The following is a 16,332-nucleotide window of genomic DNA, read 5'->3' on the forward strand; positions in this document are numbered from 1 at the left end:
ACCGGGCAACGAATCGGCACTGGCGTACCGGACGGGTAGTCTGCCTAGCTATGAGCTCCAGCAAGCGCGGATGGCTGAGGATCGTCGCCGCGGCCGCCCTGGCCGTGAGTTCTCAGTTAACGGCGGCGACCGCACTGGCAGATCCAGAGCCGGCTCCCCCGCCGACGCCGGTGGCCAACGGCGATCCCGACCCGAACCTGCTGCACAACATCACCTACCGGGCGTCGGCGACCGGCACCTCCCGCGGCGCTGTGGTCGCGTACAAGATTGATGACAACAACGTCAACAGCGACCAGCCGACCCTGCTGCCGGGTATGACCTTCGAGGTCAACACAGTGCTCCACGACCCCAAGAAGGCGGGCATGCAAGTGTCCATCCAATGGCCGTACGGATCGAATCTGCATTGCGAGATCCTGGCCGACGACCAGATCGTGGCGCAGGCGGATCAGTTCATCGCCCCGCGGTTGTTCCGTCCGAAGGACGACCCGCTGTACGGCACGATCCAATGCGGCGCACCGCTGGACAATCCCGCTCCGGCGTCAGCGCCAGCTCCGGCGCCCGCACCACCACCCGCCGCCTAGCTAGGCTGGCCCCATGCAAAAATCCGATCGTGTCGCGGCGGGCGGCGCCTGGCTGCTGGAAAACGGTCACCGGCTCCTGCTCGCGCTCACCGGCGGCCGCTACCCGCGCACCGTGATGGGTATGTTGACGCTCGAATTGCACACCGTCGGCCGCAAATCCGGTAAACCGTACGCCAACCTGCTGACGTCGCCGATCCACGACGACGACCGCATTGTCGTCGTGGCCTCCAAAGGCGGCCACCAAGATCATCCCGACTGGTACAAGAACGCGCTCGCCACCTCGGATGTCACGGTGACCGTTGACGGCGCGACGGTTCCGATGCGGGCCCGCAGTGCCAGCCCGGCGGAACGCGCCGAGTTGTGGCCCCGAGTGGTCAACGCCTACAAGGGATATGAGGGCTATCAGCGCAACACACCGCGCGAGATCCCGTTGCTGATTTTGGAACGCCGCTAGTCAGGTTCGCGACGTCCAGCCCGTCGTGTCGGCCCATGCCCATGCCCGCCGGTAGGCATCGAGGAACCACGGCTCCTTGGCCTCGGCGTAGGCCCCGATGTCAGCCTGCTGAGCCGCCGACCTCTTGACGGCCAGGTAGTCGGCCTGCACGCCGGGGTTGGCCTTCAGCCAGTCCACGAACAGCAGCGCGAACTGCTGATTGGGCCAGCCGTCCACCCGGACGTGTACGTTGGTGGGTCGACCCGGGTCTCCGGATGCGTGAAAACGCTTGCGCCACAACGCCGGATCTGTCCCCTCCTTGGGCGCGTCCGTCGTGATGGACTCGACGCGGGGATACCCGGCGCGCAGCAGGTCGTCGGCGAGTTCGTCGGCCACCTCGAGTGAGGGCACCGTCACCTGGACGTCGATGACGTCCTTTGCGTCCATGCCGGGCACCGCCGTCGACCCGATGTGGTCGATGCGCACCGCCCGATGCCCGCAGGTGGTGTTGAGCCGGGCCAGGATTCGCCGGGCCTGATCGGGCCAGGTGGGATCGGCCGGCACGATCATTGTCGAGCTCGGCACCGGGGTGCGGGTGGCGAGGTTGTGCGCGAACGGGAGGATGCGCTGATACCACAGCTCCCGGGCCTTCTCGACGAGTTGGCCGGAACTACCGGAGTTGTCCAGCCAGACGTCGGCCACCTGCCGCCGCTGCTCCTCGGTGGCCTGCATGGCGATGCGAGCCCTGGCGTCGTCCTCGCTGAATCCGCGATATTCGATCAGCCGCTTCACCCGCACCTCGGGGTCGGCGTTGACGATGATGACCAGCGGGAACATCGGCGCCATCTGGGACTCGACCAGGAGCGGGATGTCCTCGACGATCACCGCATCCTCCCCGGCGGCGGCGATCAGCTCCGAGCGCCGAGTCGCCACCAGCGGGTGGACGATGCCATTGAGGACTTGGCGTTTCTCCTCATCGCTGAACGCGATCGCGGCCAGGGCGGGTCGGTCCAGTGCACCGTCGGCCTGCAGAATCCCGGAACCGAAGGCGTCCACGAGCTTGGCCAAGCCTTCGGTGCCCGGTTCGACGACCTCGCGAGAGATGACGTCCCCATCGACGACGATGCCGCCACATTCCGAGAACGTGGCGGACACCGTCGACTTTCCGGCGCCGATACCGCCGGTCAAACCGATGCGCAGCAATGCAGTGCCCTCACAGGAAGATGGTGAAAAAGAACCGCGCAGCACGTCGGTGAGACGTGCTGCGCGGCTTCACTCGGCGAATGAGTGTCTTGTTAGGCGTTGCCCGCCAGCTTTTCGCGCAGCGCGGCGAGCTGGGCGTCGCTGGCCAGCGATCCACCGGCCGACTCACCCGAGCTCGACGAAGACGACGACGACGAGCCGTTGCCGGCCGGCCGCTCGGCCGCCTCGGCCTCAGCCTTGGCGAACTTCTCCATCTGCGCGGTGTGCATCTTGTGCCGGCGCTCGGCCTCGGCGTAGCGGGCCTCCCACTCGGTGCGCTGCTTGTCGAAGCCTTCGAGCCATTCGTTGGTCTCGGCGTCGAAGCCCTCGGGGAAGATGTAGTTCCCCGCCTCGTCGTAGCTGTCGGCCATACCGTACTTCGAGGGGTCGAACTCTTCGGTGTAGTCCTCGTTGGCTTGCTTGAGGCTCAGCGAGATCCGGCGGCGCTCCAGGTCGATGTCGATGACCTTGACCATGGCGTCGTCGCCGACAGCCACCACCTGATCGGGCACCTCGACGTGGCGCTCAGCCAGCTCGGAGATGTGCACCAGACCCTCGATGCCCTCCTCGACACGGACGAACGCGCCGAACGGCACCAGCTTGGTGACCTTGCCCGGCACGATTTGGCCGATCGCGTGGGTGCGGGCGAAGTGGCGCCACGGGTCTTCCTGAGTTGCCTTGAGCGACAACGAAACCCGCTCGCGGTCCATATCGACGTCGAGCACCTCGACGGTGACTTCGTCGCCGACCTGAACCACCTCGGACGGGTGATCGATGTGCTTCCAGGACAGCTCGGAGACGTGCACCAGGCCGTCGACCCCGCCGAGATCGACGAATGCGCCGAAGTTGACGATCGAGGACACCACACCCTTGCGGATGGCGCCCTTCTGCAGCTGGTTGAGGAATTCGCTGCGCACCTCGGACTGGGTCTGCTCCAGCCACGCGCGACGGGACAGCACCACGTTGTTGCGGTTCTTGTCCAGCTCGATGATCTTGGCCTCGATCTCCTTGCCGATGTACGGCTGCAGATCGCGGACGCGACGCATCTCGACCAGCGATGCGGGCAGGAAGCCGCGCAGGCCGATGTCGAGGATCAGGCCACCCTTGACGACCTCGATGACGGTGCCCTTGACGGCCTCGTCCTTCTCCTTGAGGGCCTCGATGGTGCCCCAGGCGCGCTCGTACTGGGCGCGCTTCTTGGACAGGATCAGGCGGCCTTCTTTGTCCTCCTTGGTGAGGACCAGGGCTTCCACCTCGTCGCCGACGGACACAACCTCATTGGGGTCGACGTCGTGCTTGATGGAAAGTTCGCGGGAGGGGATGACACCCTCGGTCTTGTAGCCGATATCGAGCAAGACTTCGTCACGGTCAACCTTGACGATGGTCCCCTCAACGATGTCGCCATCGTTGAAGTATTTGATGGTCTTGTCGATGGCGGCGAGGAAGTCCTCGCTCGAGCCGATGTCATTGACGGCTACTTGCGGCGAGGTTGCGACGGGACTTGGCATATTGTTGGGTTGCTCCGGACAGCTTGAATCGTAGGGACAGTTGTGTGGTGCCTGTGGTGATGTACCCGCGACAGTGCACACAGGTACTTCCCGAGCCTACTCGACTAGGCACACGCTGGACAAACCCGGGTCTGTGAGCCCGCTGTGCGGCGCCGTTCGAATACCCTGCTCAGGTGTCCTACCCCTATCCGCCGCCGCTGCCCCGGCCGGTCCGCAAGGTCGGCGCCCCGCTCGCGGTCATCATCATTCTCGGCACGATCGCCGGATTGATCTTGACCCTTCTGACCGCGGTGAATCCGGCCGGAACGATCATCGGTTTCGTCCTGGCCACGGTGGCCACGATCTTGGTGGTGTTGTCCTACCTCTGGCTGGACCGCTGGGAGCCCGAGCCGCCCCGGCTGCTGGTGTTCGCCTTCGTGTGGGGTGCGTCGGTGGCGGTCGTCGTGTCGGTGGGCTTGGAGACGGTGTTCGATGCGGCGGTGAGCAACGGCGGCTCGGAGTCCAGCCCATTCACTGTCGCGGTCGGTGCCCCGCTGATCGAAGAGGCCGCCAAGGGCCTGTTCCTGCTGCTGATGATGACCGGCGTGCGCCGCGTCGAGCTGAACTCGCTGACCGACTGCCTGGTCTATGCGGGGATGACGGCAATCGGGTTCGCGTGGCTGGAGAACATCTTCTACATCGCCGACGGCACGTCGCTGGGCGACTCGCTGCTGACCGCAGGAATGCGCCTTGTGATGGGACCGTTCGCCCATCCGTTGTTCACCACCTTCACCGCGATCGGGGTGCATTTCGCTCTGCAGCAACGAAATTGGTTCGCCAAGGCGGGCTGTGTGGTGCTCGGGTATCTCGCCGCAGTGGTGATGCACGGGTTGTGGAACGGTTCTGCGCTGGCGGGTCCGGGTGCCTACTTCGGGCTGTATGTGGTGTGGATGATGCCGGTGTTCGCCCTGGCCGTGACGCTGGCCGTGCGCAGCCGGCGGCGTGAGCAACGCGTCGTGGCCGAGAAGCTCCCGGGCATGGTTGCGGCGGGTCTGATCACCCCGGCCGAAGCCGGCTGGCTGGGGACGATCCGCACCCGCAAAGAGGTTGTCGCCGCCGCGACGGGATTCGGCGGCCGCCCGGCCGGGCGCGGGGTCAAGAAATTCGCCATTCAAGTGGTCGAGCTGGCGTTCGTGCGGGATCGCATCGACCGCGGCTTCGGCGACTCTCGGGTGTTCGCCCTGCAGCAGCTCGAGGTCGACGGCGTGGTCGCGGCCCGCGCCGAAGCGGGCGCCGCGCTGCACTGGCTGAACGGCTACCGGCCGCCGATGTAGGGCTAGGCAGAGACTGTGTAGCCGAGGTCCTCGAGCATGCCGATCTCAACCGCGCTGAGCTGAATCCGGCGAACGCCAGGGGCGATGCTCGGGCTCATCAACGACCCCGGGAAGGTTGAACCGTTCAGATGCGCGCCAGTGGCGTCCAGCGGCACCAACCCGCCGTTGGCGGCCACCGCAGTGGGCCCGCCGAAATAGACCCCGCTGCCGCTGCCGCCGATCCAGGAACCGTCGCTGCCGAACAAGTGCGCACCAGCGCTGTTGACGGCGTAGGAGTCCATTGTCGTTCGGTAGGTCGACAACAATGCGCTTCCGATCGTCGATAAGAGGCCCAGCGTGTGCACCAACTCATGTAGCGCCACCGTTTCGAAATCGGTTTCAAAGAACCCTGGGGTGCTGTCGAAGGACCACGTGTGCGCGGAGTTGAACACGATGGTGCCATCGGCCTGCGTGCCGTTCTGGTCGATCCCGGTGAGGATCTTGTGTTGCACCACAGTGTCTTCGAACTTTCCACTGCCGACGATGGCAAGGGAGCTGCTGCCGGTACCGAGCATGCTGGAGCCGGGTGTGCTCTCAACGGTGATCAGATAGCTGACGGTCACCGGGAGCGAGGCTGACGGCAGGATGTGGGCCGACAGGTAATCGGCTGCCCCTTGCAACGCTGCGCGCGAAGCGGGCGACCACCACGATTCCGATCCGGAATCGAAAGTGAACGCAAACTTCAACGCCGGCGTCCCGATTGCGTACTGGCTCACCGTGACCGACGCCGTCGTGCTGGGCGAGCGGAATAGGTTCAGGAGGTTGATATGCAGTCCGAGATCCGTTGCACGAACGGCGAACTCGTCAGTTCCGGTGAAATCCGGCCCTGGGGTGTAGGTGAAAGTGCCGTCGGAGGCAATCTGAACGGTGCCGTGCAGAGGCACGCCGGTGCCGGCAGGGACAACGTCGTACTTGATCACGTCCCCTTCGGGGTCGACCGCCCCAACGGTTCCGCTGATCACCCCTTCATGCTGACCGGCGATCTGGACAGGCTGCACGGTCGGTGCGTTGTTGAAGAAGGTGCGGCGAATCTGCAACGAGACCTGGTCGAAAAAATCCTGGACGGGGTTCGCTGACGCCGAAGCCGCAGGCCGAGTCATGCTCGGGGCGCTGACGATCGGATCCGATTTGGCCGTCACCGCATCCGGCGTGGTCGATGCCGGTCGCCTCGCGTCTACCAGCGGCGAGCCGAGCAAAGGGGTCCGGCGGGCGCTCGCAGCCGACGGCTTCGCGGCGGCTCGCAGGTCGGGCGCGGCGTGTCCGGACTGCCGAGCAACGCCACCGCTAGGCTTAGCGTGCCCTGTCGACGCAGACGGCGAATTCGATCGGCTCCCGTCATCGGCGCTTGCGACACCGGCCGCCTGCAGCCCGACCCACGATAGCCCGACCATGAAGGCAAACGCACCGACGCGCGCCTCCCACCCAACCTTCGACATCGAAATCCCCCCGGTTTTCGCGCACGTGATGCGGTCCGACCGACGGTACCGCCTCCGACATCGTTGCACCGGTACTTTGCCAGACAAGTTTGCTCGCGCCCCGATTGAACTGGCGACCCGGGGTACAGCTAGTGCGCCGCCGCGTCCCAGCTTCGGCCGTACCCCACCGACACCTCCAGCGGGACATCCAGTGGATAGGCGCTGCCCATCTTGTCTCGCACCAACTCCTCGAGTGCGTCGCGTTCGCCGGCGGCCACCTCGAACAGCAGCTCGTCATGCACCTGCAGCAGCATGCGCGACGACAGCCCGTTCTCCTTGATCGCCGAGTCGACGTTGATCATCGCCACTTTGATCAGATCCGCGGCGCTGCCCTGGATCGGGGCGTTGAGCGCGGCACGCTCGGCGGCCTCGCGTACCTGCCGGTTGCTGCTGTCCAACTCCGGCAAGTAGCGCCGGCGGCCGAACACCGTCGAGGTGTAGCCGTCTTTGCGGGCCTGGTCGACGATGTCGCGCAGGTAGTCCCGGATGCCGCCGAACCGGTTGAAGTACTGCTCCATCTGGACCTTGGCTTCTTCGGTCGAGATCTTCAGCTGCGCCGATAGGCCGTAGGCACTCAGCCCGTAGGCCAGCCCGTATGACATCGCCTTGACGCGGCGGCGCAGCTCGGCGTTGACCTCGTCAATGGGGACGTCGAATGCACGGGACGCGACGAACGAGTGCAGGTCCTCCCCCGTCCGGAACGCCTCGATGAGCCCCTCGTCCTTGGACAGGTGCGCCATGATCCGCATTTCGATCTGGCTGTAGTCGGCGGTCATCAGCTCGCCGTAGCCCTCGCCGACGATGAACGCATCGCGAATCTGCCGGCCGGCGTCGGTGCGGATCGGAATGTTCTGCAGATTCGGCTCGGTCGACGACAGCCGTCCGGTCGCGGCGATGGTCTGGTTGAACGTGGTGTGGATGCGGCCGTCGGCGGCCACCGACTTGAGCAGGCCGTCGACGGTCACCTTGAGCCGGGTGGCGTCCCGGTGGGTCAGCAGGTGCTCGAGGAACGGGTGGCCGGTCTTGTCGAACAATGTCTGCAGCGCATCAGCGTCGGTGGTGTAGCCGGTCTTGGTGCGCTTGGTCTTCGGCATGCCGAGCTCGTCGAACAGCACGACCTGCAGCTGCTTGGGCGAACCCAGGTTGATCTGCTTGCCGATCACCTCGTACGCAGCGTCGGCGGCCTGGCGGATCTGCTCGGCGAACTCCCGTTCCAGGTTGTTCAGCTTTTCCAGATCGACGGCGATGCCAGCGTTTTCCAAACCGGCCAGGACGGCCTGCACCGGCAGTTCCATCTGACCCAGCAGCGACGACGAATCGATGCGGTCGAGCTCCTCGTCCAGCGCATCGGCGAGGTCGGCGACCGCACGGGCACGCAGGATGACGGTCTGCACCGCCTGGTCGTCCACTCCCTCGCTGTCATCGAGAAGCGAAAGTTGTTGCTGCTCGGGATTATCGGCGCGCAATTCGCGGCGCAGGTAGCGCAGCGACAGGTCGTCGAGGGCGAAGCTGCGTTGCCCGGGCCGCACCAGATAGGCCGCCAATGCGGTGTCCGAGGTGACCCCAGCCAGCCGCCAGCCCCGGCCGGCCAGATCGTGCATCGCAATCTTGGCTTCGTGCAACACCTTCGGTGCGCTCTCGTCGGCGAGCCACTTTCCGAGCGCGGACTCGTCCTCGGGCGTGAGAACCGCGGTGTCGACGTAGGCGCCCTCGCCGTCGGCGGTGGCGATGGCCAGTGCGGTGGCATCACCGTCGTACACCCGATGGGTGCCGACGACCGCGAGGCCGGAGCGCGCGCCGCTCGCCGCGTGTTCGGCCAGCCAGGCCGCCACCGCGCCGGGTTCGAGCTGGCCGCCGCGGACATCGAAGCCCTCGTCGACTTCCGGTTCGACGGCGGCCAGGGTGTCGAACAACCGGTCGCGCAGAACCCGGAACTCGAGATCGTCGAACAGCCGGTGAATCTGGTCGCGGTCCCACGGCTGCACCCGCAGCGTGTCGGGAGTCTGCGCCAGCGGGACGTCCTTGACCAGATCGGTGAGTTCGCGGTTGAGGATGACGCTGGACAGGTTCTCGCGCAACGCATCTCCGACCTTGCCACGCACCGAGTCGACATTGTCGACCAGACCCTGCAGCGAGCCGTATTCGACGATCCACTTGGCGGCGGTCTTCTCCCCCACCCCCGGGATGCCGGGCAGATTGTCGCTCGGGTCGCCCCGCAGCGCCGCGAAGTCGGGGTACTGCGTCGGCGTCAGGCCGTACTTCTCCACCACCGCCTCGGGGGTGAACCGGGTCAGATCGCTGACACCCTTGCGGGGATAGAGCACGGTCACGTCCGGGCTGACGAGCTGCAACGCGTCGCGGTCGCCGGTGACCACCAGCACCCGGTAGGCCTCCTGCTCGGCCTGGGTGGCCAGCGTGGCGATGATGTCGTCGGCCTCGAAGCCGGGCTCGGCCAGGACGGTGATGCCGAGTGCGTTGAGCACTTCCTTGGTGATTTCGATCTGGCCGCGGAACTCATCCGGCGTTGCCGAGCGGCCTTCCTTGTACTCCGGGTACTTCTCCTTGCGGAATGTCTGCCGGGAGACGTCGAACGCGGCGGCGACGTGGGTTGGCGTCTCGTCGCGCAGCAGGTTGATCAGCATGGCGGTAAAGCCGTACACCGCGTTGGTGGTCAGCCCGTTCTTGGTCTTGAAGTTCTCCGCGGGCAGCGCGTAGAACGCCCGGAACGCGAGCGAATTGCCATCCAGGAGCAGCAGGGTCGGTTTCTGGTCGGTAGCGCTCGCCGTCACGCCCTCACTCTATGCACCGCCTCCGACACTCAGTACCCCAGGAGCTTGCGGAACCGCTGCCCCACGGCCATGGACTGGCCCATCCGTTGCACCCACCCGTCGAGCGCGGCCTTGGTGTCGGCCGGATCCCAGCCGCGCTCCTGGCCCAGCGCGATCATGCCGGCCTCGTCGGTCACACCACGCTTCTGCGCGGCCTGGGCGAGTTCGGCGTAATTGCCCAACGAGATGCCGTTGATCGGCTCCCAGATCGGGTCGTCGTCCGACACCGGCTTGTTCGACGGGCCGCCCAGGAGGGCAGGATCACTGAGTTTCTTGAAAAGTCCCATGCCATGAGTTCAGCCCGCCTGATCCGCTACCGATCCCAACTTCTCGAACTGGAACACGTTTCAATTCAGCAGTCCCCATCGCATACGATGACCCAGTGCCAGCTTCTCCAGACGCCCCCGCTCAACTACCGGCAATTGACGGTTGGTGGGACCACGACGACGCCGGTGTGCCGCATCTGATCGGCGGCAAATGCCCACAGTGCGGGACCTATGTGTTCCCGCCGCGGGCCAACAACTGCCCCAACCCGGCGTGCGACAGCGATGTGCTCGAGGCCGTCGCCCTCTCACGGCGGGGCACGGTGTGGAGCTACACCGAGAACCGCTACGCGCCTCCCCCGCCGTATCCGTCGCCGGACCCGTTCGAACCGTTCGCGGTCGCCGCTGTCGAACTTGCCGACGAGGGGCTGATCGTGTTGGGCAAGGTGGTCGACGGCACGTTGGCCGCCGACCTGAAGGTCGGCATGGAGGTGGAACTGACCACCACTCCGCTCTACACCGACGACGACGGCGTCGAGCGCGTCACCTATGCATGGGAGATCGCCAAATGAGCGCTGAGCCGGTTTACATTCTCGGTGCGGGCATGCACCCGTGGGGCAAGTGGGGCCGCGACTTCACCGAATACGGCGTGGTCGCCGCGCGTGCGGCACTGGCCGAGGCAGGCCTGGACTGGCGCCAGATCCAGTTGGTCGCCGGCGCCGACACCATCCGCAACGGTTATCCCGGCTTCGTGGCCGGTGCGACGTTCGCGCAGAAGCTCGGCTGGAACGGCATCCCGGTCACCTCGAGCTACGCGGCCTGCGCCAGCGGCTCGCAGGCGTTGCAGAGCGCGCGGGCGCAGATCCTGGCCGGCTTCTGCGACGTCGCGCTGGTCATCGGCGCCGACACCACGCCGAAGGGCTTCTTCGCGCCGGTCGGCGGCGAACGCCGCAACGATCCTGATTGGCAGCGTTTCCATCTGATCGGCGCCACCAACACCGTGTACTTCGCGCTGTTGGCCCGCCGCCGGATGGATCTCTACGGCGCGACGCTCGAGGACTTCGCTGCGGTGAAGGTCAAGAACGCCAGGCACGGGCTGAACAATCCGTACGCCCGTTACCGCAAGGAAGCCAGCGTCGAGGATGTCCTGGCAAGCCCGGTGGTCTCCGATCCGCTTCGGCTGCTGGACATTTGCGCGACATCCGACGGTGCGGCCGCAGTGATCGTGGCCAGCAAGGCATTCGCGGAGAAGCACCTCGGCTCGGTCCAGGGTGTGCCGTCGGTGCGCGCAGTGAGCCTGCAGAGCCCGCAGTACCCGCAGCACCTGCCCGAATTGCCGGACATCGCAACGGATTCTACTGCTGTGGTGCCGGGTCCGGATCGGGTGTTCAAGGACCAGATCCTCGATGCCGCCTACGCCGAAGCCGGCATCGGCCCCGAGGATCTGTCGCTGGCCGAGGTCTATGATCTGTCCACCGCACTCGAACTCGACTGGTACGAGCATCTGGGCCTGTGCGCCAAGGGTGAGGCCGAACAACTGCTCCGCAGCGGTGCCACGACGATCGGTGGCCGGGTCCCGGTCAACGCCTCCGGCGGGCTGGCCAGCTTCGGCGAGGCCATCCCCGCGCAGGCGATCGCGCAGGTCTGCGAACTCACCTGGCAGCTCAAGGGCCAGGCCTCCGGCCGTCAGGTCGAGGGCGCCAAGGTCGGCGTGACCGCGAACCAGGGCCTGTTCGGCCACGGCTCCTCGGTGGTTGTTGCCCGCTAGGTGGCCGAGAACGTCGTCGTGACCGTTAAACCCGGCAGCCGCAAAGGGCCGCTGATCGAGACGGCGCCCGACGGTTCGTTGACGATCTTCGTGCGGGAGCGTGCGATCGATGGCAAGGCCACCGAGGCCGCGACCAAGCTGCTGGCCGAACACTTCGGGGTGTCCCGGAGCAGCGTGGAACTGGTGTCGGGAGCGACGTCACGCATCAAGCGGTTTCGCGTCGGCTAGTCTCGCGCCGAGCGTCGAGTTGTGGGCGTGAAATCGCCTCAGCAGCGACAACAAGTCGACGTTCGAGCCGCGGCGGTACGCTACGCCTCGATGATCGAACTCAAGACCGCCAAAGAAATCGACAAGATGGCCGTCACCGGCGACTTCGTGGCCCGCACACTGGCGACGTTGGCGGACGAGGCCGAACCGGGCGTGAACCTCATGCAGCTCGAGCACCACGCCAGGGCGCTGGTCGACGAGCGCGGTGCGACCTCCTGCTATTGGGATTACGCCCCGTCGTTCGGCCGCGGGCCATTCCGCAATGTGATCTGTCTGTCGGTCAATGATGCTGTGCTCCATGGGCTTCCCTGGGACTACGTGCTCAAAGACGGCGATCTGCTCAAGCTGGACTTCGCCGTCTCGATCGACGGCTGGGTGGCCGACGCGGCCCGCACGGTGATCGTCGGCGACAACGCCGACGCCGCGGACACCGCGCTGGTCGACTCCACCCGCCGGGCACTGAGGGCCGGTATCGCCGCCGCGGTCCCCGGTGGCCGGCTCGGTGACATCTCGGCCGCCATCGGCGAGGTGGCCGCCGCCGCGGGCTATGCGGTCAACACCGATTTCGGTGGACATGGACTGGGCCGCACCATGCATGAAGACCCACACGTGCCGAACCGCGGCAAGCGCGGCCGCGGGATGGTGCTCAAACCCGGTCTGACGCTGGCCCTCGAACCGTGGTGGGGGCGCGGAACCAACCGGCTGGTAGTCGATCCCGACGGTTGGACGCTGCGGGCGGCCGACGGATCCAACACCGCACACTCCGAGCACACCATCGCGATCACCGAGCAGGGTGCGCGCGTACTCACCAGTGCGGCCTAGGCGACCCCGAGGTACGCCGCGCGAATACTGTCGTCGGCCAACAACTCTCGGGCGTCGCCGCTGCGGGTGATGGTCCCGGTCTCCAGGATGTAGGCACGGTCGGATCGGGTCAGCGCCTGCTGGGCGTTCTGCTCTACCAGCAGCACCGTCGTGCCCTGCGCGTTGATCTCGGAGATGATCTTGAAGATCTGCGAGATGATCATGGGCGCCAACCCCATCGACGGCTCGTCGAGCAGCAGCACCCGCGGGCGCGCCATCAACGCCCGCCCGATCGCCAGCATCTGCTGCTCGCCACCGGACAGTGTGCCGCCGACCTGAGCTCGGCGCTCGGCCAGCCGCGGGAAGGTCTCGAACACCCAGTCCAACCGCTCTCGACGCTCGGCCTTGCTGTCGAACTTGCGTCCGTAGCAACCCATTTCGAGGTTCTCCGTGACGCTCATCCCGGGGAATACGCCGCGACCCTCCGGCGCCTGAATCAGGCCGTCGATCGCCCGCTGATGAGCCTTGACCCGGCTGATGTCGCGGCCCTCGAACCACACCGAGCCGCTCGACAGCGGCCGCAACCCGGAGATCGCCCGCATCATCGTGGTCTTCCCGGCACCGTTGGAGCCGAGCAGCGTCACCAGTTCCCCTTGGCGGACCTCGAGCGAAACCCCGTGCAGCGCTTCGATTCTGCCGTAATGGACGACTGCGTCGCGCACTTCCAGCAGTGGCGTGTCAGAGCTGGTCATCGGGCACCCCCAGGTAGGCGGCGATCACGGCAGGGTCGTCGCGGATTTCGGCGGGCAGGCCGTCGGCGATCTTGCGGCCGAACTCGAGGACCACGATCCGGTCGGTGACGCCCATGACCAGTCGCATGTCGTGCTCGATGAGCAACACGGTGTAGCCGTCGTCGCGGATGGCCTGGATCAGCTCGATCAGCGCAGACTTCTCGCTGGGGTTGAAACCCGCCGCCGGCTCGTCCAGGCACAGCAGCTTCGGCTCGGTGGCCAGCGCCCGGGCGATCTCCAGGCGACGCTGGTCCCCGTACGGCAGGTTCTTGGCCTTCTCCTCGCCGCGGTGCGCGATCCCGACGAATTGCAGCAGTGCGGCGGCCTTTTCAATGGCCGAACGCTCCTCGCGGCGATGCCGCGGCGTACGCACCAGGGCCCCGGGCACCGACGTTTTGTGTCGTGCGTCGGTGCCCACCACCACATTCTCCAGCGCGGTCATCTCGCCCCACAGCCGGATGTTCTGGAATGTCCGGGCGATCCCGCGCCGGGTGATCTGGTGGCGCTTGATCCGGCCCAGCGGTGCGCCGTCGAACGTCACCGAGCCCGAGCTGGGCCGGTACACGCCGGTGATCGCGTTGAAGCAGGTGGTCTTGCCGGCCCCGTTCGGACCGATCAACCCGAGGATCTCACCACGCTTGATCGCGAAACTCACCGAATCCAGGGCGGTCAGGCCGCCGAATCTCACGGTGAGATCCTGGGTCTCCAGGAGGATTTCGCCCTCGGCGACCTCGACATCGCGGTGCAGCGCGGCAAGTTCCTCGTCGATCTCGGGCTCGGTCATGCCGCCGCCTTACTGTCGTCGGCGCGGCTCAACAGCTTTCGTGCCCGGTTTCCGTAGCTGAGCAGTTGCTGCCGCACCGGGAACAGGCCCTGCGGGCGGAAGATCATCAGCACCACCAGAGCCAGGCCGAAGAACAGGTACTTCAGATCGCCGAGGTTGATGCCCAGGAAGTGCACCCCGAGCAGCCGGTTCGGCAGGTACACGATCACGAACGCGCCGAAGATGACGCCGAGCTTGTTGCCCTGACCGCCGAGGACCACCGCGCACAGGAACAGCATCGAGTTGATGATGTTGAACGTTGGCGGTGCGACGTACTGCACCTGCCCCGCATACAGCGCCCCGGACAACCCGCCGATCGCGGCGCCGATGACGAACGCCCACAGCTTGAACCGGAACGTGTTGACACCCATCACTTCCGCGGCGTCCTCGTCCTCCCGGATGGCGACCCAGGCCCGGCCCACCCGGCTGCGCTCGAGGTTTCCGACCAGCAGCAGAATTCCGACAATGAGGATCAGTCCGAGCCAGAACCACCACGTCCCGTAGTTCGCGTGGCCGGTCGAGTTGCCGCTGGAGAAGACACCGTCGGGCAGGGTGTCGGTCCGCCCGACCCGCGGATAGGCCACCCCGTTCAGACCACGGGAACCGTTGGTGACATCGGACAGGTTGTCGGCCAGCAGGCGGATGATCTCGCCGAATCCCAGCGTGACGATGGCGAGGTAGTCGCCACGGAGGCGCAGCGTCGGGATGCCGAGAATCAAACCGGCCAGGGCGGTGAAGGCCATGGCGAGCGGCACGCACGACAACCATGCCCAGTTCTCGCTGAAGGCGCCGCTTTCACTGAGCTGATTCCACGGGCTGTCCGGACTGGTGAGCAGGGCGACGGTGTAGGCGCCGACGGCATAGAAGCCGACGTAACCCAGGTCGAGCAGACCGGCCTGCCCGACCACCACGTTGAGGCCGATCGCGATGATCGCCACCATCGCGAACTGAGCCATGGTGCCGCCGAAGCTGATTCCCGGGGTATCGAAGAATGGCGGCGGATACAGCGGCGACAACGCCAGCAGCGCGAAGCCCAGAATTCCGAAGCCCCACTTCTGCACTCGGCTCAGGCCCGCCCACCAGCCGCGCAGACCGTCGCCGGGAGCCAGCAGCCGGCCCGACCACTTTCCTGGCGTCTGCTCGCTCATGCCCGCGCCTTTCCGAGGCTTTCTCCGAGTATCCCGGTGGGCCTGATCAGCAGCACGAGAACCAGCAGCACGAACGCGACGACGTCACGCCACTGCGTGCCGAACACCGCCTGGCCGTAGTTCTCCATGATGCCCAGCACCAGCCCGCCCAGCAGCGCCCCACGAAGGTTGCCGATGCCGCCGAGCACCGCCGCCGAGAACGCCTTGATACCCAACAGGAATCCGCCCGAATAGATGATGCCCTGTGGCACCTTCACGGTGTAGAGCAGCGCGGCGGCACCGGCCAGCAGTCCACCGATCAGGAACGTCGTCAGGATGATGCGTTCCCGGGATACCCCCATCAGCGTCGCCGTAGTCGGGTCCTGAGCCACCGCGCGGATGCCCCGGCCGAACTTCGTCCGGTTGATCGCGATGTCGGTCAGCGCGGCGAGCACCAGCGCGGCGGCCACGATCACCAGCGTGACATTGGAGACCGTGGCGCCGAACACGTGGAACTGAGTTTTCGGCTGCACCAGAATGACCGGCTGCTGCGCATTGCTGCCGCCGTATCCCTTGATGATCTTGGGCAACACGAAGTGCACGAATTCCTGGAGCACGAACGACATGCCGATTGCGGTGATCAAGAACGTCAAGGGCCGCGCGTTGCGACGGCGCAGCGGGCGGTACGCGACCATCTCCAAACCCATTGCGGCCGAACCAGATACCAGCATGGCAAACAACATGGCGATACCGAGATAGAGCACCGTCAGCAGCACGCCCTTGCTGTAGGCGTTACCGCTCGGCGTGAACCCGAGGATCAGGTCAAGGCAGAAGTAGGCGCCGAACATGCCGAACATGAAGATCTCGGAGTGCGCAAAGTTGATCAGCCGCAGCACGCCGAACACCAAGGTGTAGCCGACGGCCACCAGAGCGTAGATGGCGCCCCACGACAGTCCGTCGATCGTCAACTGCCAGAAGCCGTCTCGCAGATTGTCGATGTTGAAACCGATGTCACTGGCGAGATACGTCATCTGGCCGAAGCTCTCGTGGACCATCTAGGCGGCGGCCTCCTT

At 66.0% G+C, this 16,332-nt stretch carries 16 protein-coding genes; 7 read left to right on the forward strand and 9 right to left on the reverse strand.

Features of this window, described 5'->3' with window-relative positions; genetic code table 11:
* The first annotated feature begins 50 nt into the window (after positions 1-50).
* Both AB431_RS18090 and AB431_RS18095 read left to right on the forward strand, forming a co-directional pair.
* A complete protein-coding gene (locus AB431_RS18090; protein ID WP_047331098.1) occupies positions 51-581 on the forward strand; it encodes a hypothetical protein in 531 nt (176 codons plus the stop codon).
* A 13-nt stretch (positions 582-594) separates the two neighbouring features.
* On the forward strand, positions 595-1,035 hold the full coding sequence (locus tag AB431_RS18095; protein WP_047331099.1) for a nitroreductase family deazaflavin-dependent oxidoreductase: 441 nt from the start codon (positions 595-597) through the stop codon (positions 1,033-1,035).
* Here the strand turns inward: AB431_RS18095 and coaE are convergent, their stop codons facing one another.
* Together coaE and rpsA are read right to left on the reverse strand one after the other, a co-directional pair.
* Positions 1,036-2,217, reverse strand: coding sequence for a dephospho-CoA kinase (gene coaE / locus AB431_RS18100; RefSeq protein WP_047331100.1), 1,182 nt, complete (start codon positions 2,215-2,217; stop codon positions 1,036-1,038).
* Positions 2,218-2,309: 92 nt separating this feature from the next.
* Entirely contained in the window at positions 2,310-3,764 is a 1,455-nt protein-coding gene (gene rpsA, locus AB431_RS18105; protein WP_047331101.1) for a 30S ribosomal protein S1, read from the reverse strand.
* A gap of 173 nt (positions 3,765-3,937) precedes the next feature.
* Here rpsA and AB431_RS18110 point away from each other — a divergent pair, with 173 nt between their 5' ends.
* Positions 3,938-5,077, forward strand: coding sequence for a PrsW family intramembrane metalloprotease (locus tag AB431_RS18110; protein WP_047331102.1), 1,140 nt, complete (start codon positions 3,938-3,940; stop codon positions 5,075-5,077).
* Positions 5,078-5,079: 2 nt separating this feature from the next.
* Here the strand turns inward: AB431_RS18110 and AB431_RS18115 are convergent, their stop codons facing one another.
* The 3 genes from AB431_RS18115 to AB431_RS18125 form a co-directional block, all read right to left on the reverse strand.
* Complete coding sequence (locus AB431_RS18115) at positions 5,080-6,255, reverse strand: Ig-like domain-containing protein (RefSeq protein ID WP_052960319.1); 1,176 nt, start codon at positions 6,253-6,255, stop codon at positions 5,080-5,082.
* 425 nt (positions 6,256-6,680) lie between these two features.
* A complete protein-coding gene (polA, locus tag AB431_RS18120; RefSeq protein WP_047331103.1) occupies positions 6,681-9,380 on the reverse strand; it encodes a DNA polymerase I in 2,700 nt (899 codons plus the stop codon).
* A 29-nt stretch (positions 9,381-9,409) separates the two neighbouring features.
* Positions 9,410-9,706, reverse strand: coding sequence for a hypothetical protein (locus AB431_RS18125; RefSeq protein ID WP_047331104.1), 297 nt, complete (start codon positions 9,704-9,706; stop codon positions 9,410-9,412).
* A gap of 95 nt (positions 9,707-9,801) precedes the next feature.
* Here AB431_RS18125 and AB431_RS18130 point away from each other — a divergent pair, with 95 nt between their 5' ends.
* From AB431_RS18130 to map, 4 genes are all read left to right on the forward strand, one after another.
* Complete coding sequence (locus AB431_RS18130) at positions 9,802-10,254, forward strand: Zn-ribbon domain-containing OB-fold protein (RefSeq protein WP_047331105.1); 453 nt, start codon at positions 9,802-9,804, stop codon at positions 10,252-10,254.
* The gene (locus tag AB431_RS18135; protein ID WP_047331106.1) at positions 10,251-11,450 is read left to right on the forward strand and encodes a lipid-transfer protein; all 1,200 of its coding nucleotides are present in this window, start codon (positions 10,251-10,253) and stop codon (positions 11,448-11,450) included. Before AB431_RS18130 ends, AB431_RS18135 begins: the two co-directional genes overlap by 4 nt.
* Entirely contained in the window at positions 11,451-11,678 is a 228-nt protein-coding gene (locus AB431_RS18140; RefSeq protein ID WP_047331107.1) for a DUF167 domain-containing protein, read from the forward strand.
* A 90-nt stretch (positions 11,679-11,768) separates the two neighbouring features.
* Positions 11,769-12,539: a type I methionyl aminopeptidase gene (gene map, locus AB431_RS18145; RefSeq protein WP_047331108.1), complete on the forward strand. Its 771-nt coding sequence runs from the start codon at positions 11,769-11,771 to the stop codon at positions 12,537-12,539.
* Here the strand turns inward: map and AB431_RS18150 are convergent.
* The 4 genes from AB431_RS18150 to AB431_RS18165 are packed head-to-tail and all read right to left on the reverse strand — an operon-like array spanning position 12,536 to position 16,314.
* On the reverse strand, positions 12,536-13,270 hold the full coding sequence (locus AB431_RS18150; RefSeq protein WP_047331109.1) for an ABC transporter ATP-binding protein: 735 nt from the start codon (positions 13,268-13,270) through the stop codon (positions 12,536-12,538). The two genes, map and AB431_RS18150, sit on opposite strands and share 4 nt — an antisense overlap.
* Positions 13,257-14,093: an ABC transporter ATP-binding protein gene (locus tag AB431_RS18155; protein ID WP_047331110.1), complete on the reverse strand. Its 837-nt coding sequence runs from the start codon at positions 14,091-14,093 to the stop codon at positions 13,257-13,259. Before AB431_RS18155 ends, AB431_RS18150 begins: the two co-directional genes overlap by 14 nt.
* The gene (locus AB431_RS18160) at positions 14,090-15,280 is read right to left on the reverse strand and encodes a branched-chain amino acid ABC transporter permease (protein ID WP_047331111.1); all 1,191 of its coding nucleotides are present in this window, start codon (positions 15,278-15,280) and stop codon (positions 14,090-14,092) included. The genes AB431_RS18155 and AB431_RS18160 overlap by 4 nt, the downstream gene beginning before the upstream one ends.
* Entirely contained in the window at positions 15,277-16,314 is a 1,038-nt protein-coding gene (locus AB431_RS18165; protein WP_047331112.1) for a branched-chain amino acid ABC transporter permease, read from the reverse strand. Before AB431_RS18165 ends, AB431_RS18160 begins: the two co-directional genes overlap by 4 nt.
* Between the last annotated feature and the right edge of the window lie 18 nt (positions 16,315-16,332).

It is taken from the genome of Mycobacterium sp. EPa45, assembly GCF_001021385.1.
Lineage (GTDB): Bacteria > Actinomycetota > Actinomycetes > Mycobacteriales > Mycobacteriaceae > Mycobacterium.